The sequence below is a fragment of the Salmonella enterica subsp. enterica serovar Typhimurium str. LT2 genome (assembly GCF_000006945.2).
Lineage (GTDB): Bacteria > Pseudomonadota > Gammaproteobacteria > Enterobacterales > Enterobacteriaceae > Salmonella > Salmonella enterica.
Map to the genome: position 1 here is coordinate 1,656,779 of NC_003197.2, position 22,832 is coordinate 1,679,610.

A 22,832-nucleotide genomic window follows, 5' to 3' on the forward strand; every position below is an offset into this window, starting at 1 on the left:
GCGCTTATCTCACCAGGCGTTATGTTATCGGCGTTGGGCTTTTGCCAGGCTGAACCACATCCCTACCGCCAGCAAAAGAAGCATACTCCCGGCGCTGCTTAACGCCACGCTATGCGACCAGATAAAGGCATGTCTGGCGGCGTCCAGTATTGCCTGCCCCTGCGTGGGCGGTAGGCTATTCGCCAACTGCACGGCTTCTCCCATTGAAGATGACGCTCTGGCAATCTCTTGCGCCTCAAGCCCGGCAGGCAGACGGATAGACGCGGAGAAGCTACGGCTTAACAACAGACCGAAAATGGCAATGCCCAGTCCCGCGCCCAGTTCATAAGCCATCGTTTCTATCGCGCCGGCCGCCGCCGCTTTTTCTGCCGGCGCAGCGGCCATAATTGCCGACGTGGAAGCCAGCAATGCGCTGGCGGCGCTAAATCCCAGCAGCGCCATCAGCCCCCAGGCCTGCCATTGTTGGGTGCTGAAATCCGTCATCGCCAGGCCATAAAAACTCAGCGCGCTTAACGCCATGCCGCCCGTCGCGACCAGCCGTAGTCCCAGACGCGAGACCAGCACGCCCGCAATCGGCCCGCTGAATCCACTGGCGACCATTACCGGCAGCATAAATACCCCGGCCTCATAAGGCGATAGCCCGTGAACAAACTGCAGCTCTTGCGCCATCAGCAGCTCAAAACCCACCAGAGTGATCATCGCGGTCATCGCCATCACGACGCCGCTCAGGATAATGCGATGGGTAAATAGTCGCATATCAATCATCGGACGCGATGTCGCAAGCTGTGTGCGGATAAAGAGTCCCAGGAGCAGCGCGCCGGTAAGCAGGGTAAACGAGATAACCCACAGCGACAGATGCCCTTTCAGCGCGGTTTTAGCGCTATAGACCAACAGCAAAATGGCAATAATCAGCATCACCGCATGGCCAAGATTGAGCGGTTGATCGCGACGGCCCGCCTGGCGAGGAACATAGCGGGCGGTTAAGCCCATGACGACCAGCACAATCGGCACGTTGATCAGGAAAACCGATCCCCAGTAAAAATGCTCTAATAATATGCCGCCGATGAGCGGCCCAAACGCCGCTCCGCCCGAACCTACCGCTGCCCAGACGCCCAGCGCCATGTTGCGATGCTTCTCTTCACAAAAGGTAGCGCGTATTCCGGCCAGCGTCGCCGGTACAATCATCGCCGCGCCAATAGCCAGTAATACCCTGGTGGCGATAAGCCAACTGGCGGTATGCGAAAACGCTGCCGCCAATGACGCCAGGCCAAAGAGCGTCCCGCCCAGCATCAGCAGGCGTTTAAAACCGATACGATCGCCAAGTGCGCCCATCGGCAACACCATGCCAGCCATGACCAAAGAATAAATATCAATGATCCACAGCAGCTCGTTGCCGCTGGCCCCCAGTGTCATACTCAGTGTCGGCGCGGCGACATGCAAGACCGTGGCATCAATGGCGACAGGAATATAGACCAGCACAATAATGACTAACGTTAACCACTGACGAAACATAACTCTCCCTTCAAAAACTCAAATTTGGACGCTTGTCCAGCTTCAGGATCCTACGGTAAGTTGAACGAATGTCCAGCTTTTTGTTACACTGCGCGCATTGGCTAATGTGGGGAAAATATGAGTTACCTTAACCGGGATGAACGCCGCGAAGTGATCCTGCAAGCGGCGATGCGCGTGGCGCTGGCAGAGGGGTTTGCCGCCATGACGGTGCGACGAATCGCATCAGAAGCCGATGTCGCCGCCGGCCAGGTGCATCACCACTTCAGCTCGGCGGGCGAGCTCAAAGCGCTGGCCTTTGTCCATTTGATCCGCACCCTGCTTGATGCCGGGCAAGTTCCGCCGCCCGCCACCTGGCGTGCACGGCTTCACGCTATGTTGGGTAGCGAAGACGGCGGCTTTGAGCCTTACATAAAATTGTGGCGAGAGGCGCAAATTCTGGCCGACCGGGATCCGCACATCAGAGATGCTTATCTCCTCACGATGCAGATGTGGCATGAGGAAACGGTCACAATTATCGAGCAGGGCAAACAGGCAGGAGAATTTACGTTTACTGCTAACGCCACGGATATCGCCTGGCGGCTTATCGCACTGGTGTGCGGGCTGGACGGTATGTATGTACTGGGGATTCCGGAAATGGCCGATCCCGCGTTTAAATTCCATCTGGATCGTATGATTACGCTTGAACTCTTTGCGTAAAGTTACAAATAATTTAATAAAAATCGCTTTTAATTTACAAATAGTAACAATTAAGAAACATCATATCTCCTCATCGCGCCGCGCTGGCCTGGTTTTTTATCTATTCTTTCACTCAATATTCTAAAAAAACTTCAATAAGTTCTCAAAAGAGCGCGTGACGCTCTGTCTCTTTTTTGTGTTTTTCTTCAAATGATATGCGCATGTGAGGGGTAAAATGACACGACAAAACGAGAATTATAACCGTTATCTCTTGAGTGACTGGCGACCCGAAAATCCAGCCTTCTGGGAGAATAAAGGGAAAGGCATCGCCAGAAGAAACTTATGGATTTCAGTAAGTTGTTTGCTCCTGGCATTTTGCGTCTGGATGTTGTTTAGCGCTGTTGCCGTCAACCTCAATAAAATTGGATTTAATTTTACCACCGACCAACTCTTTTTATTAACCGCATTACCTTCTCTTTCCGGCGCAATATTACGCGTTCCCTACTCCTTTATGGTGCCACTGTTTGGTGGTCGTAAATGGACCGTATTAAGCACCGTAATATTGATTATTCCCTGCGCCTGGCTGGGATTCGCCGTACAAAATCCCGCCACCCCTTTCGGGGTATTTATGCTCATCGCTCTGTTGTGCGGTTTTGCGGGGGCAAACTTCGCGTCCAGTATGGGCAACATCAGTTTTTTCTTTCCAAAAGCCAGACAAGGTAGCGCGTTGGGTATTAACGGCGGACTGGGAAATCTTGGCGTCAGTGTGATGCAGTTGATTGCGCCGCTGGTTATTTTTCTGCCGATATTTACTTTTTTAGGCGTCCAGGGCGTGCCGCAACCTGATGGCTCCCTGCTCGCCCTCACTAACGCCGCCTGGATCTGGGTGCCGTTACTGGCTGTCGCGACGCTTGCCGCCTGGTTTGGTATGAACGATATCGGCAGTTCAAAAGCGTCTGTCGCCTCGCAATTGCCGGTGCTAAAACGTCTGCACCTGTGGCTGCTTAGCCTGCTGTACCTGGCGACATTCGGGTCATTCATCGGCTTTTCCGCAGGTTTCGCCATGCTCGCCAAAACGCAATTTCCCGACGTAAACATTCTGCAACTGGCGTTCTTTGGCCCCTTTATCGGCGCGCTGGCGCGATCGGCAGGCGGCGTGATCTCCGATAAATTCGGCGGCGTTCGCGTAACGCTCATTAATTTTATCTTTATGGCGCTGTTTACCGCCTTGCTATTCCTCACGCTGCCAGGCTCCGGCGCAGGCAGCTTTAGCGCGTTCTATCTTGTTTTTATGGGCCTGTTTTTGACAGCGGGTCTCGGCAGCGGTTCTACCTTCCAGATGATTGCGGTGATCTTCCGGCAGATCACGCTCTACAACGTCAAACTGCGCGGCGGGAGCGATGAGCAGGCGCAGCGCGAAGCGGTGACGGATACCGCCGCCGCGCTCGGTTTTATCTCCGCTATTGGCGCTGTGGGCGGCTTCTTTATTCCAAAAGCGTTTGGCACCTCTTTGGCCTTGACCGGCTCGCCGGTGGGCGCCATGAAAATCTTTTTGCTGTTTTACCTCGCTTGCGTCCTGCTGACCTGGCTGGTCTACGGGCGTCGTAAGCCTAAACAACAATAACAACATACGCACCTGTAGGACGGCCATCCGGTAATGGTTTAACGCCAAATCGACAGGATGGCGGAAAATTTATCGAAGCAGGAGAAATGTCATGAGTAAACTGTTGGATCGCTTTCGTTACTTTAAACAAAAAGGCGATACCTTTGCCGACGGCCATGGTCAGGTGATGCATACCAACCGCGACTGGGAAGACAGTTATCGCCAGCGCTGGCAGTTTGATAAGATCGTGCGCTCAACCCACGGCGTCAACTGCACGGGCTCCTGTAGCTGGAAAATTTATGTCAAAAACGGTCTGGTGACGTGGGAAACCCAGCAAACCGACTACCCGCGCACGCGTCCCGATTTACCGAACCATGAACCGCGCGGCTGCCCGCGCGGCGCCAGCTACTCCTGGTATCTCTATAGCGCCAATCGTCTGAAATACCCTCTGGTGCGTAAGCGGCTGATAGAACTGTGGCGCGAGGCTCTTTCCCGGCACAGCGATCCGGTGCTGGCATGGGAATCTATAATGAACGACCCGCAAAAATGCCAAAGTTACAAACAGGTGCGCGGACATGGCGGCTTTATTCGTTCGAACTGGAAAGAGCTGAATCAGCTCATTGCCGCCGCTAACGTCTGGACAATCAAAACCTATGGTCCGGATCGTGTGGCGGGGTTTTCACCTATTCCAGCAATGTCGATGGTTTCTTACGCCGCCGGAACACGTTATCTGTCATTGCTTGGCGGTACTTGTCTGAGCTTCTATGACTGGTATTGCGATCTTCCGCCCGCGTCGCCAATGACCTGGGGCGAGCAGACTGACGTGCCGGAGTCCGCCGACTGGTATAACTCAGCCTACATTATTGCCTGGGGCTCTAACGTGCCGCAGACGCGTACCCCGGACGCCCACTTCTTTACCGAAGTGCGCTACAAAGGCACCAAGACGATCGCCATCACCCCGGACTATTCCGAAGTCGCTAAACTGTGCGATCAGTGGCTGGCGCCAAAGCAAGGTACCGACAGCGCGCTGGCGATGGCCATGGGTCACGTTATTTTAAAAGAGTTTCATCTCGATAATCCCAGCGACTATTTTCTTAACTATTGCCGCCGTTATACCGACATGCCAATGCTGGTCCTGTTGGATGAGCGCGCAGACGGCAGTTATGTACCGGGGCGTATGATGCGCGCGTCGGATCTGGTGGATGGACTGGGAGAAGCCAATAATCCGGAATGGAAAACCGTCGCGCTCAACAGTACGGGCGAACTGGTCGCGCCCAACGGTTCTATCGGTTTTCGCTGGGGCGAAAAGGGAAAATGGAACCTGGAACCGGTGGCGGCGGGCGTCGAAACTGAACTGTCGCTCTCTTTACTCGGTCAGCATGATGACGTGGCGGGTGTCGCTTTCCCCTATTTTGGCGGCAACGAAAACCCACATTTTCGCAGCGTGCGGCAGGAACCGGTGCTGGTACGTCAGTTACCGGTGAAACGCCTGGCTCTGGCGGACGGTAGCGAGCGGATGGTCGTCAGTGTTTACGATCTGGTGCTGGCGAATTATGGGCTGGATCGTGGTCTGGATGACGGCCATAGCGCCAATAATTATAACGACGTAAAAGCCTACACGCCGGCCTGGGGCGAACAGATTACCGGCGTGCCGCGTCGACATATCGAAACTATTGCGCGTGAATTTGCCGAGACCGCCCATAAAACTCACGGTCGTTCGATGATCATCCTCGGCGCGGGAGTGAATCACTGGTATCACATGGATATGAATTACCGTGGGATGATTAACATGCTGGTGTTCTGCGGCTGTGTTGGACAAACCGGCGGCGGCTGGGCGCACTATGTCGGCCAGGAGAAGCTGCGGCCGCAAACCGGCTGGCTGCCGCTGGCCTTCGCGCTGGACTGGAATCGCCCGCCGCGTCAGATGAACAGTACCTCGTTTTTCTACAACCATGCCAGCCAGTGGCGCTATGAAAAACTGACTGCGCAAGAGTTGCTGTCGCCGCTGGCCGATCCGGCTAAATTTTCCGGACACCTGATCGATTTCAACGTGCGCGCGGAACGTATGGGCTGGCTACCCTCGGCGCCGCAGCTTAATCTTAACCCGCTCAGCGTGAAAGCGAGCGCCGATAAAGCCGGGCTGTCTGCGGCGGATTATACCGTGCAGGCGTTGAAATCAGGCGCTATCCGTTTTGCCTGCGAACAGCCTGACAGTGGTCATAATCACCCGCGAAATTTATTTGTCTGGCGCTCTAACCTGCTCGGCTCCTCCGGGAAAGGTCATGAGTACATGCTCAAATATCTGCTGGGCACAGACAGCGGTATCCAGGGCGAAGCGCTGGGTTCCAGCGAAGGAATTAAGCCTGAAGAGGTGGAATGGCAGTCCACCGCGATTGAGGGCAAGCTCGATCTGTTGGTCACGCTTGATTTCCGTATGTCCAGTACCTGTCTGTTTTCCGATATCGTTTTGCCGACCGCCACCTGGTATGAAAAAGACGATATGAATACCTCGGATATGCATCCGTTTATCCACCCCCTTTCCGCTGCGGTCGATCCTGCCTGGGAATCCAAAAGCGACTGGGAGATCTACAAAGGTATCGCCAGCGTCTTTTCTGAAGTGTGTGTCGGACACCTCGGACAGGAAACCGATGTGGTGCTACACCCGCTCCAGCATGATTCCCCGGCGGAACTGGCGCAGCCATTTGATATTCTCGACTGGCGTAAAGGCGAGTGCGAACTTATTCCGGGCAAAACCGCCCCCAATATCGTCGTGGTTGAACGCGATTATCCGGCCACCTATGAACGTTTTACCTCGCTGGGTCCCCTGCTGGATAAATTAGGCAACGGCGGTAAGGGGATTGCCTGGAATACGCAAGATGAAGTCGATTTCCTCGGTAAGCTCAATTACACCAAACACGATGGCCCGGCGAAAGGACGTCCGCGAATAGACACCGCGCTGGATGCTTCGGAAGTGATTCTTGCCTTAGCGCCGGAAACTAACGGCCAGGTGGCGGTGAAAGCCTGGCAGGCATTGGGCGAGATGACCGGGCGCGAGCACACCCATCTGGCCATCAATAAAGAAGATGAGAAAATTCGCTTTCGTGATATCCAGGCGCAACCGCGCAAAATTATCTCCAGCCCGACCTGGTCAGGACTGGAAAGCGAGCATGTCTCTTATAACGCCGGATATACCAACGTACATGAACTGATCCCGTGGCGCACGTTGTCGGGGCGGCAACAACTCTATCAGGATCATGCGTGGATGCGCGCTTTTGGCGAAAGCCTGGTGGCATATCGTCCGCCGATTGATACCCGCAGCGTCAGCGAAATGCGAGAAATTCCGCCCAACGGTTTCCCGGAAAAAGCGCTTAACTTCCTGACGCCGCACCAGAAATGGGGAATTCACTCCACCTACAGCGAAAACCTGCTGATGCTGACCTTGTCGCGCGGCGGGCCGATTGTCTGGATCAGCGAAGCCGATGCCCGTGAATTGGGTATTGAAGATAACGACTGGATTGAAGCCTTCAACGCTAATGGCGCCCTTACCGCTCGTGCGGTGGTCAGCCAGCGCGTCCCGCCGGGTATGACCATGATGTACCACGCCCAGGAGCGGATTATGAACATTCCGGGTTCGGAAGTGACCGGGATGCGCGGCGGGATCCATAACTCCGTGACCCGGGTCTGTCCAAAACCGACGCATATGATCGGCGGCTATGCGCAACTGGCTTACGGCTTCAACTATTACGGAACCGTGGGTTCGAATCGCGATGAATTCATCATGATCAGGAAGATGAAAAACATTAACTGGCTGGATGATGAGGGCCGGGATCAGGTACAGGAGGCGAAAAAATGAAAATACGCTCACAGGTTGGGATGGTACTGAATCTCGATAAATGTATTGGCTGTCACACCTGCTCCGTCACCTGTAAAAACGTCTGGACCGGACGTGAAGGGATGGAATACGCATGGTTCAATAACGTCGAAACTAAACCAGGCATCGGCTATCCCAAAAACTGGGAGGACCAGCAGGAGTGGCAAGGCGGTTGGGTTCGTGATGTTAATGGCAAGATAAGGCCCCGTCTGGGCGGCAAAATGGGGGTAATTAGCAAAATTTTCGCCAACCCGGTGATTCCGCAAATCGATGATTACTATGAACCCTTTACCTTCGATTATCAGCATTTACATAATGCGCCGGAGAGTAAGCATCAGCCCACTGCCCGCCCTCGTTCACTGATCGACGGAAAACGGATGGACAAGGTGATCTGGGGGCCAAACTGGGAAGAGCTGCTCGGCGGCGAGTTTGAAAAACGCGCCCGCGACCGCAACTTCGACAACATACAAAAAGAGATGTACGGTCAGTTCGAAAACACCTTCATGATGTACCTGCCGCGCCTGTGCGAACACTGCCTGAACCCCAGTTGTGTCGCCACCTGCCCAAGTGGCGCTATTTATAAGCGTGAAGAAGACGGCATCGTGCTAATCGACCAGGATAAATGCCGAGGCTGGCGTTTGTGTATCAGCGGCTGCCCGTACAAAAAAATCTACTTTAACTGGAAGAGCGGCAAGTCTGAGAAGTGCATATTCTGCTATCCGCGTATTGAATCCGGCCAGCCGACCGTTTGCTCGGAAACCTGCGTCGGGCGCATTCGTTATCTTGGCGTTCTGCTCTACGACGCCGACAGGATTGAAGAAGCGGCCAGTACCGAACACGAGACGGATTTGTATGAACGTCAGTGCGATGTGTTTCTCAATCCGCACGATCCGGCGGTCATCGAAGAGGCGCTTAAACAAGGCATCCCGCAAAACGTCATCGACGCCGCCCAACGGTCGCCGGTGTACAAAATGGCGATGGACTGGAAGCTGGCGCTTCCGCTGCACCCGGAATACCGTACCCTGCCGATGGTCTGGTACGTACCGCCGCTATCGCCCATCCAGTCATACGCTGACGCGGGCGGGTTGCCGCACAATGGCAATATTCTGCCGGCGGTGGAAACGCTGCGTATTCCAGTCCAGTACCTGGCCAATATGCTCAGCGCGGGCGATACCGGCCCGGTCATTCGGGCGCTAAAGCGGATGATGGCGATGCGCCACTACATGCGCTCGCAGACGGTTGAAGGCGTGACGGATACCCGCGCCATTGAGGAAGTCGGTCTGAGCATACAACAGGTTGAAGAGATGTATCGCTACCTGGCGATTGCCAATTATGAAGATCGTTTTGTCATTCCCACCAGCCACCGGGAAATGGCGCGCGATGCCTTTCCGGAGCGCAACGGCTGCGGCTTTACTTTTGGCGACGGTTGCCACGGGTCGGATACCAAATTCAACCTGTTCAACAGTAGCCGTATTGATGCCATCAATATCACCGAAGTACGTGATAAAGCGGAGGGGGAATAATGCAAATCCTCAAAGCGATTGGCCTGTTGATGGAGTATCCGGACGACGAGTTGTGGGAATGTCGGGATGAAGCGCTCACCCTTATCCAACACGATGCGCCAATGCTGGCCGACTTCACTCGCGAGCTGCTTTATGCGCCGTTACTGGATAAACAAGCAGAATGGTGTGAAGTGTTTGACCGCGGGCGCGCCACTTCATTGCTGTTATTCGAGCATGTTCATGCGGAGTCCCGCGATCGCGGCCAGGCGATGGTCGATTTGTTAAGCCAATATGAAACCGTGGGCCTGCACCTCAACTGCCGCGAACTGCCGGATCACCTGCCGCTCTATCTGGAGTACTTAAGCGTGTTGCCGGAAGCGGAAGCGCGCGAGGGATTACAGAATATTGCCCCTATTCTGGCGCTACTGGGCGGTCGCCTGAAACAGCGAGGAGCGCCGTGGTATCAACTGTTTGACGCCCTGCTGACGCTGGCGGGCAGCACGCTTACAAGTGACAGTGTCACCAAACAGATTATTCAGGAATCGCGGGATGATACCCGTCAGGCACTGGATGCCGTCTGGGAAGAAGAACAGGTGAAGTTTATCGAAGATAACGCCACGACCTGTGACAGTTCACCGTTACACCATTATCAACGACGCTTTAGCCAGGACGCGGCGCCGCAGTACGTCGACGTCAGCGCGGGAGGCCCGAAATGATACAGTACCTGAACGTCTTTTTTTACGACATCTACCCCTATATTTGCGCCACGGTATTCTTCCTCGGCAGTTGGCTGCGCTATGACTACGGACAATATACCTGGCGCGCGTCGTCCAGCCAGATGCTGGACAAGCGTGGGATGGTGATATGGTCGAATCTGTTCCATATTGGCATTCTGGGGATCTTCTTTGGCCATCTGTTTGGGATGCTAACGCCACACTGGATGTATGCCTGGTTCCTGCCGATTGCGGTAAAGCAGCAGATGGCGATGATCCTCGGCGGCGTGTGCGGCGTATTAACGTTGATCGGCGGCGCGGGATTACTGTGGCGTCGTCTGACCAATCAGCGTGTGCGGGCGACATCCACTACACCTGATATTATCATCATGAGCATTTTGCTGATTCAGTGCCTGCTTGGCCTGAGCACCATTCCGTTTTCGGCGCAATATCCGGATGGCAGCGAAATGATGAAGTTGGTGGGCTGGGCGCAAAGTATTGTCACCTTCCGCGGCGGGTCTTCGGAAATGCTGAGCGGTGTGGCGTTTGTTTTCCGCGTTCATCTGGTGCTGGGAATGACTATTTTCCTGCTCTTCCCGTTCACCCGTCTGGTTCATGTCTGGAGCGCGCCGTTTGAGTATTTCACCCGTCGCTACCAGATTGTTCGTACCCGCCGCTAATTCTCTTTGCCCGGGGATACGCTTACCGGGCAAAGAAAAACGCCTGGGCGTCGTCATTCGGCAACGCACAGGCTATGATGATTCTTCAGTCAAAGGAGAACATCAATGAAACCGCAGATTTACCATGTTGACGCCTTCACCGGCGACCCCTTTCGCGGCAACTCTGCTGGCGTTGTCTTACATGCGGATACGCTAAGCGACGCGCAGATGCAGCTGATTGCCCGTGAACTTCGTCACTCGGAAACCGCCTTTTTGCTAAAAAGCGAAGAGAGTGATGTGCGCATACGCTACTTTACACCGACAGTAGAAGTCCCCATCTGTGGTCATGCCACCGTGGCCGCGCATTATGTTCGGGCAACGGTACTGGGGTTGGGAAACACCACCGTCTGGCAAACCTCGTTAGCGGGCCGTCATCGCGTTGAAATTCATGCCGAACACAACGACTATCGCATCACGCTGGAACAAGGTCAGCCCTCTTTTGAACCACCGCTAGTCGGAGAGATTCGGGCTGCCATCATCACCGCACTGAACCTGACTGAAGATGATATCGTGCCGGGAGCGCCAATTCAGGTGGCTTCAACAGGACATGCAAAAGTGATGATCCTGCTCAAACCAGACGTTGATATTGATGCCCTTTCTCCTAATCTGGCAGCCCTGACGGCAATCAGCCAGCAAATTGGCTGTAACGGCTTTTTTCCTTTCCAGATTCGTCCGGGAAAAAACGAAACCGATGGGCGAATGTTTTCCCCGGCGATAGGAATTGTGGAAGATCCGGTAACGGGAAACGCCAATGGCCCGATGGGGGCATGGCTCGTCCATCATGGCCTGATGGCGCATGACGGTAAAACGCTGCAGATTCAAGGCCATCAGGGGCGCGCTTTAGGCAAAGAGGGTACTGTTGATGTTACCGTCACCATTCGCGATAACCAGCCGGAAAACGTCACCATCTCCGGCCAGGCGGTCATTCTGTTTCATGCCGAATGGGCCATTACTTTTTAATCTTTGTCAGGCCCGCAAATCCTCGCGGCAAAAAATTATTTTCCCGCCTCTGGATGGGTATCAAATGCAGCCATTACCGCGGCCAGCTCCGCCTCGGTAAAACCGTGCTTTACATCATTTACGCCGAGACCAAACTGCTGCTGAAGTAACTGATACAACGACGGTACATCCGGTACATTGACCTGTTCAACGGCATGTCCCTGGTGGTAACGCGTGAAGTGGAAATTCGTTAATGTCAGCTTGCCGCCATCAGGCAAATGGCGGCACATCAACAAATGATGACGAAAATGGGATTGCGGCCAGTGAGCCGACCAGAAATTGCCCATCACATGATCGCTCTGCTGCTGCACCCCCAGATCAAAACAGTACATCGACTGCCAGTGCTCATGGTGGCGGAATTGTAAAATCCATGTGCTTCCCTCCTGCATCAGGCGGTATTCGCCATGCGGCGTTTGCTGGGCAATTTCAGCCTGCAGACGAAGCGGTGCGGTTAGCGTTTGGCCGCCAAACCCCACGTCCGCGATCCACTGCTCATCCTCAACATCAACCAGCAGCAAACGGTGCGTGCGCGGCGGTAAACTGGCGGGATGAGACAGAATGACCCGCCCCAATAAGCTTCGGACGTTAAAACCGATGTCGCGTAACGCGCGTTCAAACAGGCCATTCAGTTCAAAACAGTATCCACCGCGTCGGGCATAAAGCAGTTTCTCCTCTAATGCCGTCTCATCGAGCTGTATTTCACGAGGCAGTAGCACATCCAGATTTTCAAAAGGAATCGCGCAGTTGTGCGCTAAGTGAAGCGTTCTGAGCGCTTCAACCGTAGGAACCCCCAACGGCTGACAATGTAATCGCGTAAAATAAGCATGTAAAAAAGAGGTCATCTGAGGCTTCCATTAACATTAATGCTTGCGTTCGGCACACAGGCTGAGGCGGATATCGCTGCGCAACAGGATACCCTATCCGTGGAATAGCGTTGGATACTTTTGAAAAAAATAAGACAGGCCGGCTGTCGCGCCGGAGGTACGTGGAATTTTGGCGTACAAACGGAAATCGGGTTCTGAGAATCTCTTTGCGACACGCCGCCAAAATAGCGGCGTGTTAAAATTTTTAACGCCGGCTCAGCGAGTCTGATTTCTAACAAAACTGGCTAAACATAAACGCTTTTTAATAATTGTCCAAATAGTTATGGTAGCGAGCTTTTATGTCGGCCGCCCATTGCGCTTTCGCCTCCTGCATGTTGCTGGCCCGAGCGATATAATATTCTAAACACGGAATGGCGCCTAATGCCTGAGGTAAGGCATTATATGCTGCCATTCGCTCTCTGACGGTTTTATATTTTTCATCAATATCATAATCATAGTACGCTGGCGCTTCAAAAAAGCCCTCTTCCAGTCTCATACAAATCTCTTCAAAGGTCCCCTCAACCTCAACGGTATGTTCCCCATCCGATATCCTGACGATTGGCTTACCTTCAGCTATCAGCGAGAGTTGTTCGAATGTTAACATCCGACCATCAGAAAGCTCGACATCTATAGTAAACAGTCCATCACGTACAGCATCAGCAAGGTGATTATGGATATTCCCTGCATTGGCACAGAACTCCGCAACTTTAGGCGTAACATTACAATAATGTTCAATTACTCGCGTAAATCCGTAGGCCAGTCCTGCGGTAAGCACATACAAGATGCCTTTCATGATTTTTGTTGATAATTTATTTTCATAATCTCCTGCAGCAACATGAGGTAGCTTATTTCCTGATAAAGCTCTGGCATAGGTAGAAACTGATGTATATGGCATATCCTACTCCTTCAAATTTTGCTCAATAGCTTTATATGTCCTACTCCTCTCTCATTATGACGATATGTCAATCAACAAAATTGCTCAAAGGCATACATTTTCAGGAGAAAATGAGAATAACAGGCGCAACGGCCTGATCTTATGCTGCTTCAATATCGTCAGGTGGTTTATCGTTCGAGGTCATATCTATGACCATAAATCCCTGCAGGGATTAACCCTGATTAATTATTGCGCAACGCAATCACTGCCGATTTGTGCTGGCGTCTTATCTGGCTGAATCGTGACCACACCGCACCACATCTGACCACACAAATAAACTCGACATCCTCATTTTGTTCTTTCCGTATGTTTTGCGTCATTTAACAATTGCAGGTAGGATGCTCCGCCGGCGGTTTTATCCCTGTCACAGAATCAGGGAAAAGCGGCATTCGCCATTGCAGGCAATCGATTGGTGAGCGCCCGTCGCGGCATAAGGAATTTTTCTGTCAGGACAGGCTATAACAGGTAACGTAATGAAAACACAGACTACGCACGCCGCAGAACAACATGCGGCGAAACGACGCTGGCTGAACGCCCATGAAGAGGGGTATCACAAAGCGATGGGGAATCGTCAGGTTCAGATGATTGCTATCGGCGGCGCGATTGGCACCGGTTTATTTTTAGGTGCAGGCGCCCGATTGCAAATGGCCGGACCGGCACTGGCGCTGGTCTATCTGATATGCGGCATTTTTTCTTTTTTCATTTTACGCGCGCTGGGCGAACTGGTATTGCATCGCCCTTCCAGCGGGAGCTTCGTCTCCTACGCCCGTGAATTTTTGGGTGAAAAAGCGGCCTACGTCGCAGGCTGGATGTACTTTATTAACTGGGCGATGACCGGGATCGTCGATATCACCGCAGTGGCGTTATACATGCACTACTGGGGCGCATTTGGCGACGTTCCGCAATGGGTGTTCGCGCTCGGCGCGTTAACCATTGTCGGTACCATGAACATGATCGGCGTAAAATGGTTTGCCGAAATGGAGTTCTGGTTCGCGCTGATAAAAGTACTCGCCATTGTTATCTTCCTGGTGGTAGGCACGATTTTTCTCGGTACCGGTCAACCGCTTGAGGGTAATGCCACCGGTTTTCACCTGATTACAGATAATGGCGGCTTTTTCCCGCACGGCCTGTTGCCCGCGCTGGTACTGATTCAGGGCGTGGTGTTCGCTTTTGCTTCGATTGAACTGGTCGGTACCGCCGCTGGGGAGTGCAAAGATCCACAGAAGATGGTGCCAAAAGCCATCAATAGCGTGATCTGGCGTATTGGTCTTTTCTATGTAGGATCGGTCGTATTGCTGGTTTTGCTGCTGCCGTGGAACGCCTACCAGGCGGGGCAAAGTCCGTTTGTCACCTTCTTTTCTAAACTTGGCGTGCCTTATATCGGCAGTATTATGAATATCGTGGTGTTAACCGCCGCGCTTTCCAGCCTGAACTCCGGGCTTTACTGTACGGGGAGAATTTTACGTTCAATGTCGATGGGGGGTTCCGCGCCGAAATTCATGGCGAAAATGAGCCGTCAGCATGTGCCCTATGCGGGTATTCTGGCGACTCTGGTGGTTTACGTGGTCGGCGTGTTCCTGAATTACCTGGTCCCCTCCCGCGTGTTCGAGATCGTTCTTAATTTTGCCTCGCTCGGCATTATCGCGTCGTGGGCGTTTATCATGGTGTGCCAGATGCGTTTACGCCAGGCGATAAAAGAAGGCAAAGCCGCAGACGTCAGTTTTAAACTGCCCGGCGCGCCTTTTACCTCCTGGCTAACACTGCTGTTTTTACTAAGCGTGCTGGTACTCATGGCGTTTGACTACCCGAATGGAACTTATACTATCGCCTCGTTGCCGCTGATCGCTATTCTGCTGGTCGCCGGCTGGTTTGGCGTGCGACGTCGCGTGGCGGAGATCCATCGCACTGCGCCAGTGACGGCGGATTCGACAGAGAGTGTCGTATTGAAAGAAGAAGCAGCGACATAACATTCCCCTTCCCCGGCAGCCCCAGGCCTGCCGGGTTTAATGCGCGTTGCCGCCAACACCGCATCGCGCCCAATGCTTAGTCAGCCTTAATCAACTGCGCCACATCATTGCTGTTAATTTCCCGCTGGTTGCCTTCCTGATCGGTATAACTGGTCATCCCCGTCTCTTTATCTAACTGCGGCTTACCCTGAGTTACGATCGTTTGCCCATTCTTCGTCGTCATCACATAGTTGGTTGTACAACCCGCAAGCATAAAAAACATCATGCCCAAACCTGAGCATATAAATAACTTTTTCATATTTTCCTCGTGAATATAATGAGTTAACTACAGCAAAAAGGCAGTGTAATTCTCACAGAATCATCAGGCTATCGGCGGGGTGTAACGAGGCGTATCGGTGCGTTTAAAGAGATGACTGGAGGGGTTTCCCCCTCCATACCCTATTTACAGAGCAATGCGAATAACATCATCCGGCTGCGTCGCTTCCTGTTCACGTGTCGATTTCTGCTTCACGCTGACGTAGAGCGTTTTACCGTCTGCCGATAGCGCCAGGCTATTCGGGTACGTCGGCGTATCGAACGTTTTAACAACGTTATAGGTCTTCGCATCGATCACGCTGACCTGACCTGCCTGACGATGTGTCACATACGCCTCGTTACGTGTCGGGTTAAACAGGACGGCCAAAGAAGCAGGCGCCGCGATTTTGGCAAGAATATTGCCATTACGGGTATCGACAACCAGAACCTCAGTCGCCTTCGAGTCGGTGATAAACGCGCGATGACCTGCGGTATCGAGACTCAGGTTAATAAAGAAGTGTTCTTTACCGTCATCCAGCAACTTCTTACGACTGAGAATTTTATTGCTGGCGGTATCGATAGTGATAAATTCGCCATCCGCATTGGTGGTGTACAGGCGTTGCGCTTTACTGTCGAGCGCCAGACCCGTACTCATTTTGCCGGTATTTTCGATCGTCGTTTTCAGTTTGATGGTTTCGCCATCCACTACCCAAATAGCACTCTCTTTACCAACACCGCTAATGTAGATCGTGTTGGTCGCCGCATCGGCAACCAGCTCACGGGGCTGTAACGGACGAACCTCTTCAGTACGTTTGCGCGCATCAAGTACCAGACGACCTTTTACATCACCCGTTTTGGCATCAATCGCGGTAACTGCGCTGTTAATGGTATTGCCAAACCACAGCGTTTGGGTCGCGGCATTGATGGTGGCGCCGAACGGCTTGAGATCGTTATGAATCGCTTGCGTGATTTCCAGCGTCACCGGGTCGAGACGATAAACTACGCCGCCTTTATCCAGTTTACGGCTTTGCGATGTAGCCAGCCAGAGCGCGTTTTCTTGCTGACTCCAGGCCATCTCATAAGCGCCTTTGCCTACCGCTTTACGCAGCATGTCTTCCGCCGCCAGCGTGCTAAATGAGGATGCGACGAGGAGCGAACCTAACAATAAAGAACCACGCAGGCGCGGCGAAAAAAGATGACGTAAGTGCATGACGACTCCCTTTGATAAAAACGTGTATAGCTGCTTCACACTACTTCGCTGCGCGGGATCTTCGTTCCGCACTTATTATAAGTTGAGAATAATAATCATTATTTATCAGAAAGTGGAGCTTTTCCTCGCCTGCGAATGTCATGGCTCTTAAATACCGCACATTTTCTTAACTTAATGTGCGATTAAAATTTCAAAACTTTACATATTGACTACCCTTAATGTCACGTTTTCCGTTGATACGCTTACATTTATCCGGCATTTTCATGAAAATTATTTCCGTTAGACAGCGACTTTATCCCGCCCTCTTATTGCCTCTGACCTTCTCCCCGGTCCTTCAGGCCGCCAGCGCGCCCAATGAACAAACCATGATAGTCACCGCAACGCCGCAAACCGTATCCGAGCTGGATACACCTGCCGCCGTTAGCGTCATTGAGGGAGAAGACATGCGTCTGGCGACGCCTCGCGTTAATTTATCTGAGTCTTTAACCAGCGTCCCGGGATTGCAGGTGCAGAACCGGCAGAACTACGCGCAGGATCTGCAAATCTCTATCCGTGGATTTGGCTCGCGTTCCGCCTTTGGCGTGCGCGGCATTCGTCTGTATGTTGATGGCATTCCCGCCACCATGCCGGATGGACAAGGCCAGATTTCGAATATTGATATTAACAGCATACAAGACGTTGAAGTGTTACGCGGCCCCTTCTCAGCGCTATACGGCAATGCTTCCGGCGGCGTAATAAATGTCACCACCGAAACCGGGAGACAACCGCCCACCCTTGAGGCCAGCAGCTACTACGGCAGTTATGGAAGCTGGCGCTATGGACTAAAAGCCACGGGCGCGATGGGTGACGGCACACAGCCAGGCGACGTGTATTACACGGTATCGACTACCCGTTTCACCACCCACGGCTACCGCGATCACAGCGGCGCGCGAAAAAATCTGGCTAATGCCAAACTGGGCGTGCGCCTTGACGATGTCAGTAAACTCTCGCTGATTTTTAATAGTGTGGACATTAAGGCGGACGATCCCGGCGGACTTACCGAATCTGAATGGAAAGCCGATCCGCAACAGGCGCCGCGCGCTGAACAGTACAATACGCGTAAAACCATCAAACAAACTCAGGCAGGATTGCGTTATGAACGTCAGCTCAGCGCGCAGGATGATATCAGCGTGATGGCCTACGCCGGAGAGCGGGAAACCACGCAATACCAGTCTATTCCCCTGGTGGCACAGCTAAAACCAGCCCAGGCTGGCGGCGTAATTACACTGCAACGCCACTATCAGGGCATTGATTCCCGCTGGACTCACCGGGGAGAATTAGGTGTGCCGGTCACCTTCACTGGCGGAGTAAATTATGAAAATATGAGCGAAAACCGCAAGGGTTACAATAATTTCCGTCTCAACAACGGCACCCCTGAGTTCGGGCATAAAGGCGATTTACGGCGGGATGAGCGTAACCTGATGTGGAATGTCGATCCTTATCTGCAAACCCAGTGGCAGCTTACGCAAAAACTCTCGCTGGATGCTGGCGTGCGCTACAGTTCCGTGTGGTTCGATTCTAACGATCACTATATCGCGCCCGGCAATGGCGATGACAGCGGCGACGCCAGCTATCACCACTGGCTACCCGCCGGATCGCTAAAATATGCGTTAACTGACGCCTGGAATCTCTATCTTGCTGCCGGTCGCGGATTTGAAACTCCCACTATCAATGAGCTTTCTTATCGCGCTGACGGCCAAAGCGGGTTCAACTTTGACCTCAAACCGTCGACCAATGATACGGTGGAAGTCGGCAGTAAAACGCGGATTGGCAACGGCTTGTTGACCGCCGCGTTATTTCAAACCGATACCGATGATGAAATTGTCGTCGCCAGCAGTATGGGAGGACGCACTACCTACAAAAACGCGGGCAAAACGCGCCGCCAGGGCGCAGAACTTGCGTTGGACCAGCGCTTCGCCGGCGACTGGCGGGTGAAAGCATCATGGACCTGGCTGGATGCGACCTATCGCAGTAACGTTTGTCAGGGGCAAAACTGTGATGGAAACCGGATGCCCGGCATCGCCCGTAATATGGGATTCGCCTCATTAGGTTTTATCCCGGATGAGGGGTGGTACGCCGGAACAGACGTTCGGTATATGGGCGATATCATGGCCAATGATGAAAATACCGCCAAAGCGCCTTCGTATACCGTTGTTGGACTAAATACAGGGTATAAATTTAATTACAGTCAGCTTACCGTCGATATTTTTGGGCGGGTAGATAATCTATTTGATAAAGAATATATAGGTTCGGTGATCGTTAATGAATCTAATGGCCGATATTATGAGCCAGCGCCAGGGCGTAACTATGGCGTGGGGATTAATCTGGCATGGCAATTTGAATAAATATCCGGCAAATATCCGGCAATAGCGGGGAATCCCCGCTATTGATAAGTCATAGTTTCATGAAAGTTACATGAAGTACTGATTTTTAATCGTCGCTACGTTTTGTTGCAAAACGTTCTGTAGGCAGTGGCGACTGGCTTCTTTATCACCAGTCACTAACGCATTAAGCAATTTTCTGTACAGATTAACGCCGTTTTGATAATCATCAAGTTTAAAATTATCATATAAAAAATGCAGACTTGGCCCCAGGCGTACCCATAATTGCTCGATCATGGCATACAGCGTTGGCATATCCGCGTAGTGGTAGATCTCAAAGCGGAATGCGCGGTTGGCCAAAAGAATTTTCTCCATAACGCCACTTTCCAGCGCCTGTTGAAATTCATCTAATAGCGCATTCAGCGTCTGCTCGCGATCCGGGGTAATCTTACCCGCAGCGGCGACCACCGCCATCTCCTCCAGGGCAGTACGAATCGTATTAATTTCCAGCAAACTTTCCAGCGAGATCTCCGGCACCATAAACGCCTGTGCTGGCGCCACCGCCAAAGCACTGGAAGAGACCAGCCTTAACAGGGCCTCACGCACCGGCGTAATACTGACGCCTAACTCTTGAGCGATATTTTTAGTGATAAGCCTTGCGCCTGGTTTTAATGCGCCAATAGACAATTGATGCTTTAACCGATTTTCAACCTGTGTGGTCAGGCTTATATGTTGTGTTTTTTCCGTACCCGGCATTTTCCTTCCTTCACCTCTTGGCAGAACAACATCGCAATCGAGTCCCGAAGAAGTTTCGGAACTTAATTGTAAAAAAGATAATCCAGGCCTGAACGGCCAAATAAATAAAAGTGATAATTTACTTGCGTGATATTCTCATCTTTTACAACAATACAGGTTTCTTTATGGCAACCGTTTTATCTCCGTCATTCCTTCATGTATCGAGATTTTTGACCGGTTCAGGCCGCTGAGGGAGATAAGCTGCCCCACCGCGATCTGAATGATGAATATAAGTAAAGCCGCAATTTTAAAATTTGCACATTTTTATGGCGACATAATGCCGCCATTTTTTCTTTACGCATCGTCCGCTAAACGTATCACGACTTTGCCAAAGTTCTTCCCCGCCAGCAGCCCCATAAACGCTTCTGGCGCATTTTCCAGCCCATCAGTAATCTGTTCCCGATAATGTATTTTCCCTTCTTTGATCCAACGCCCCATTTCTTGCTGAAACTCATGTATCCGGTGACCATAGTCCTGGTTGATGATAAAACCTTGCAGACGAATACGCTTTTTAAGTAATGTCGCCATCAGCAGAGGCAGTCTGTCTGGACCGTCCGGCAACGCTGTCGCATTGTAGCCGCTGACCAGACCGCAGAGCGGAATCCGCGCCGACGTATTCAGTAGCGGTAAGACGGCGTCAAAGACTTTACCACCGACATTCTCATAATAGATATCGATACCCTGCGGGCAGGCCTGCGCAAGCTGTTGTGGGAAATTATCAGCGTGATGATCAAGGCACAGATCAAATCCCAAAACGTCTGTCGCATGACGGCATTTTTCCGCGCCGCCAGCAATACCCACGACCCGGCAGCCCTTCAGCTTGCCAATTTGCCCAACCGTTGCGCCTACGGGGCCGGTGGCGGCGGCGACAACCAGCGTTTCGCCCTCTTTCGGCTGGCCGATATCCAGTAACCCCATATAGGCGGTAAACCCCGGCATTCCTAAAATACCCAATGACCAGGAAGGATGTTGCGGATTATCACCCAGCTTTACCAACCCTTCGCCATCTGAAATGTCATAATCCTGCCAACCATTGTAACTCAACACCCATTCGTCTGGTCGGTAATCAGGATGATTCGACGCGACAACGCGACTGACCGTACCGCCAACCATAACGCAGCCAGGTTCAACAGGCGGCGCATAAGAGGGTTCATCGCTCATGCGGCCACGCATATAAGGGTCGAGTGATAAAAAAACGGTACGCAATAGCACCTGCCCTTCACCGGGCGTCGCGACGTCATCTTCTTCGAGGCGGAAGTTATCCATCTGCGGCGCGCCGTGGGGACGCGAGGCCAAAACCCAACGACGATTTCGGTTGGTCTGTTGCTTCATTCTATTCTCCTCATGCCTGGCATAATCCATCAATAATAGTCGAACATTAGCTTTCTGAGGGAGTTAAACACTCTCAGATATCAGGCTGTGCGCTTTTATGAACGACTTTCTCCCCCTTCTCGCTAAATATGAATTCTTGCGCTAATTCGTTGATTTATGCCGCCTTCAATAGTATTTCTAACACTATCGTAAACATTCCCTGGGGTTCCCTATGACGATTCGCTTTGCCGATAAAGCAGACTGCGCCGCGATTACCGAAATCTATAACCATGCGGTATTACATACTGCGGCCATCTGGAATGATCGGACGGTCGATACGGATAATCGCCTTGCCTGGTATGAGGCCCGTCAATTACTGGGCTATCCGGTGCTGGTAAGCGAAGAAAATGGCGTGGTGACTGGCTATGCATCATTTGGCGATTGGCGCAGTTTCGACGGTTTTCGCTATACCGTCGAGCACTCGGTTTATGTTCATCCGGCGCACCAGGGGAAAGGACTGGGGCGAAAGCTGCTCAGCAGACTGATCGACGAAGCCCGACGCTGCGGCAAGCATGTGATGGTGGCCGGTATTGAGTCACAGAATGCCGCCTCGATACGCCTACATCATTCGCTGGGATTTACCGTCACCGCGCAAATGCCGCAGGTCGGCGTAAAATTTGGCCGTTGGTTAGATCTTACGTTTATGCAGCTCCAGCTTGATGAACACGCCGCGCCGGACGCCTGCTGATGAACCAGTCGCTGACGCTCATCTTTTTGATCGCCGCCGGTGTCGGGCTGGTGGTACAAAACAGTATTATGGTGCGTATTACGCAGACATCATCGACGATTCTGATCGCTATGCTGTTGAACTCGCTGGTAGGGATCGTTTTATTTGTGACGATATTGTGGTTTAAGCAAGGCGCTACGGGCTTCGGCGAGCTGGTCGCCAGCGTTCGCTGGTGGACATTGATCCCCGGTCTGCTGGGGTCATTTTTTGTATTTGCCAGCATTAGCGGGTATCAGAACGTTGGCGCCGCGACGACTATCGCGGTACTGGTCGCCAGCCAGTTAATCGGCGGACTGGCGCTGGATATCGCGCGTAGCCACGGCGTCACGTTACGCGCAATGGTCGGGCCGGCGTTTGGCGCGCTGTTGCTGGTCATTGGCGCATGGCTGATTGCGAAGCGCCAGTTTTAATGGGTTACAGGATCGTGCCGCCTTTGGTGAGCTGCTCGCGGCGCGCGTCCCGATCTTCTTGATATTGCCTGCCGTGATGCGCGATAGCCGTGCGTAAACGCTGCTGCTGCACATAACGATCTTCGCGACGTAATTCAGCGTCATCGCTCAAGGCAATCAGCAATTCATTCATATGGGCAATTACGCTCTCCGCGATGGCGGCATCCACGCGGGCGCTCACTTCCTCCAGGTGCGACATAAGCTCTCCTACTCTTTATTCTGTAACAGCATGATTCGCCTATTATACGCGTTATTGTCGCCCGATGCG

Annotated in this window: 19 protein-coding genes and 18 other annotated features; of the genes, 11 read left to right on the top strand and 8 right to left on the bottom strand. The window is 52.5% G+C overall.

The window, feature by feature from the left end; translation table 11 throughout:
- Window positions 1-24 precede the first annotated feature (24 nt).
- Window positions 25-1,517, bottom strand: a protein-coding gene (smvA, locus tag STM1574; protein NP_460533.1) for a methyl viologen resistance protein. Within the gene, window positions 25-1,512 belong to an annotated coding region; the region does not span the whole gene.
- Window positions 1,512-1,517: a ribosome-binding site (putative RBS for smvA; RegulonDB:STMS1H001777), on the bottom strand. It overlaps the preceding gene by 6 nt.
- Before the next feature lie 106 nt (window positions 1,518-1,623).
- Window positions 1,624-1,629, top strand: a ribosome-binding site (putative RBS for STM1575; RegulonDB:STMS1H001778).
- Here smvA and STM1575 point away from each other — a divergent pair.
- From STM1575 to yddE, 7 genes are all read left to right on the top strand, one after another.
- Window positions 1,624-2,208 (top strand): putative transcriptional regulator, TetR family gene (locus tag STM1575; RefSeq protein ID NP_460534.1). Within the gene, window positions 1,630-2,208 belong to an annotated coding region; the region does not span the whole gene. It overlaps the preceding feature by 6 nt.
- Before the next feature lie 204 nt (window positions 2,209-2,412).
- Window positions 2,413-2,418: a ribosome-binding site (putative RBS for narU; RegulonDB:STMS1H001779), on the top strand.
- Window positions 2,413-3,811 (top strand): MFS superfamily nitrate extrusion protein gene (narU, locus tag STM1576; RefSeq protein NP_460535.1). Within the gene, window positions 2,423-3,811 belong to an annotated coding region; the region does not span the whole gene. It overlaps the preceding feature by 6 nt.
- 78 nt (window positions 3,812-3,889) lie before the next feature.
- Window positions 3,890-3,895: a ribosome-binding site (putative RBS for narZ; RegulonDB:STMS1H001780), on the top strand.
- The gene (gene narZ / locus STM1577; RefSeq protein ID NP_460536.1) for a nitrate reductase 2, alpha subunit occupies window positions 3,890-7,643 on the top strand. Within the gene, window positions 3,903-7,643 belong to an annotated coding region; the region does not span the whole gene. It overlaps the preceding feature by 6 nt.
- Window positions 7,626-7,631, top strand: a ribosome-binding site (putative RBS for narY; RegulonDB:STMS1H001781). (Overlaps the previous gene by 6 nt.)
- Window positions 7,626-9,184 (top strand): nitrate reductase 2, beta subunit gene (gene narY / locus STM1578; RefSeq protein NP_460537.1). Within the gene, window positions 7,640-9,184 belong to an annotated coding region; the region does not span the whole gene. Before narZ ends, narY begins: the two co-directional genes overlap by 18 nt.
- Window positions 9,173-9,178 (top strand) — a ribosome-binding site (putative RBS for narW; RegulonDB:STMS1H001782). (Overlaps the previous gene by 6 nt.)
- Window positions 9,173-9,879 (top strand): nitrate reductase 2, delta subunit gene (gene narW, locus STM1579; protein ID NP_460538.1). Within the gene, window positions 9,184-9,879 belong to an annotated coding region; the region does not span the whole gene. Before narY ends, narW begins: the two co-directional genes overlap by 12 nt.
- Window positions 9,866-9,871: a ribosome-binding site (putative RBS for narV; RegulonDB:STMS1H001783), on the top strand. Its footprint overlaps the gene before it by 6 nt.
- Window positions 9,866-10,556 (top strand): nitrate reductase 2, gamma subunit gene (gene narV, locus STM1580; protein ID NP_460539.1). Within the gene, window positions 9,876-10,556 belong to an annotated coding region; the region does not span the whole gene. The genes narW and narV overlap by 14 nt, the downstream gene beginning before the upstream one ends.
- Before the next feature lie 92 nt (window positions 10,557-10,648).
- Window positions 10,649-10,654, top strand: a ribosome-binding site (putative RBS for yddE; RegulonDB:STMS1H001784).
- Window positions 10,649-11,555 (top strand): putative phenazine biosynthesis protein gene (gene yddE / locus STM1581; RefSeq protein ID NP_460540.1). Within the gene, window positions 10,662-11,555 belong to an annotated coding region; the region does not span the whole gene. Its footprint overlaps the feature before it by 6 nt.
- A 35-nt stretch (window positions 11,556-11,590) precedes the next feature.
- Here yddE and nhoA read toward each other — a convergent pair.
- Window positions 11,591-12,449, bottom strand: a protein-coding gene (gene nhoA / locus STM1582; protein NP_460541.1) for a putative arylamine N-acetyltransferase. Within the gene, window positions 11,591-12,436 belong to an annotated coding region; the region does not span the whole gene.
- Window positions 12,444-12,449: a ribosome-binding site (putative RBS for nhoA; RegulonDB:STMS1H001785), on the bottom strand. Its footprint overlaps the gene before it by 6 nt.
- A 270-nt stretch (window positions 12,450-12,719) precedes the next feature.
- Window positions 12,720-13,359 (bottom strand): putative cytoplasmic protein gene (locus STM1583; RefSeq protein NP_460542.1). Within the gene, window positions 12,720-13,352 belong to an annotated coding region; the region does not span the whole gene.
- Window positions 13,354-13,359: a ribosome-binding site (putative RBS for STM1583; RegulonDB:STMS1H001786), on the bottom strand. It overlaps the preceding gene by 6 nt.
- A gap of 494 nt (window positions 13,360-13,853) precedes the next feature.
- Window positions 13,854-13,859: a ribosome-binding site (putative RBS for ansP; RegulonDB:STMS1H001787), on the top strand.
- Between STM1583 and ansP the strand changes: the two genes are divergently transcribed.
- The gene (ansP, locus tag STM1584; protein ID NP_460543.1) for an APC family, L-asparagine transport protein occupies window positions 13,854-15,358 on the top strand. Within the gene, window positions 13,865-15,358 belong to an annotated coding region; the region does not span the whole gene. (Overlaps the previous feature by 6 nt.)
- A gap of 76 nt (window positions 15,359-15,434) precedes the next feature.
- On the opposite strand, the gene STM1585 is transcribed toward ansP, so the two are convergent.
- Together STM1585 and STM1586 are read right to left on the bottom strand one after the other, a co-directional pair.
- Window positions 15,435-15,663, bottom strand: a protein-coding gene (locus STM1585; protein ID NP_460544.1) for a putative outer membrane lipoprotein. Within the gene, window positions 15,435-15,656 belong to an annotated coding region; the region does not span the whole gene.
- Window positions 15,658-15,663 (bottom strand) — a ribosome-binding site (putative RBS for STM1585; RegulonDB:STMS1H001788). It overlaps the preceding gene by 6 nt.
- Before the next feature lie 137 nt (window positions 15,664-15,800).
- Window positions 15,801-16,874 (bottom strand): putative periplasmic protein gene (locus STM1586; RefSeq protein NP_460545.1). Within the gene, window positions 15,801-16,862 belong to an annotated coding region; the region does not span the whole gene.
- Window positions 16,869-16,874, bottom strand: a ribosome-binding site (putative RBS for STM1586; RegulonDB:STMS1H001789). (Overlaps the previous gene by 6 nt.)
- A gap of 240 nt (window positions 16,875-17,114) precedes the next feature.
- Window positions 17,115-17,120, top strand: a ribosome-binding site (putative RBS for yncD; RegulonDB:STMS1H001790).
- Between STM1586 and yncD the strand changes: the two genes are divergently transcribed.
- The gene (gene yncD / locus STM1587) for a putative outer membrane receptor (RefSeq protein NP_460546.1) occupies window positions 17,115-19,246 on the top strand. Within the gene, window positions 17,126-19,246 belong to an annotated coding region; the region does not span the whole gene. (Overlaps the previous feature by 6 nt.)
- 66 nt (window positions 19,247-19,312) lie before the next feature.
- On the opposite strand, the gene yncC is transcribed toward yncD, so the two are convergent.
- Window positions 19,313-19,995 (bottom strand): putative gntR family regulatory protein gene (yncC, locus tag STM1588; RefSeq protein ID NP_460547.1). Within the gene, window positions 19,313-19,978 belong to an annotated coding region; the region does not span the whole gene.
- Window positions 19,990-19,995 (bottom strand) — a ribosome-binding site (putative RBS for yncC; RegulonDB:STMS1H001791). (Overlaps the previous gene by 6 nt.)
- 316 nt (window positions 19,996-20,311) lie before the next feature.
- Window positions 20,312-21,382 (bottom strand): putative NADP-dependent oxidoreductase, encoded by a 1,071-nt coding sequence (gene yncB, locus STM1589; protein ID NP_460548.1) that lies wholly within the window; start codon window positions 21,380-21,382, stop codon window positions 20,312-20,314.
- Between the two features lie 166 nt (window positions 21,383-21,548).
- Window positions 21,549-21,554 (top strand) — a ribosome-binding site (putative RBS for yncA; RegulonDB:STMS1H001792).
- Between yncB and yncA the strand changes: the two genes are divergently transcribed.
- The gene (gene yncA, locus STM1590) for a putative acyltransferase (protein ID NP_460549.1) occupies window positions 21,549-22,076 on the top strand. Within the gene, window positions 21,561-22,076 belong to an annotated coding region; the region does not span the whole gene. Its footprint overlaps the feature before it by 6 nt.
- Window positions 22,062-22,067 (top strand) — a ribosome-binding site (putative RBS for ydcZ; RegulonDB:STMS1H001793). Its footprint overlaps the gene before it by 6 nt.
- Window positions 22,062-22,525 (top strand): putative inner membrane protein gene (gene ydcZ / locus STM1591; protein NP_460550.1). Within the gene, window positions 22,076-22,525 belong to an annotated coding region; the region does not span the whole gene. Before yncA ends, ydcZ begins: the two co-directional genes overlap by 15 nt.
- Before the next feature lie 4 nt (window positions 22,526-22,529).
- On the opposite strand, the gene ydcY is transcribed toward ydcZ, so the two are convergent.
- The gene (ydcY, locus tag STM1592; RefSeq protein NP_460551.1) for a putative cytoplasmic protein occupies window positions 22,530-22,774 on the bottom strand. Within the gene, window positions 22,530-22,763 belong to an annotated coding region; the region does not span the whole gene.
- Window positions 22,769-22,774 (bottom strand) — a ribosome-binding site (putative RBS for ydcY; RegulonDB:STMS1H001794). (Overlaps the previous gene by 6 nt.)
- Window positions 22,775-22,832 lie beyond the last annotated feature (58 nt).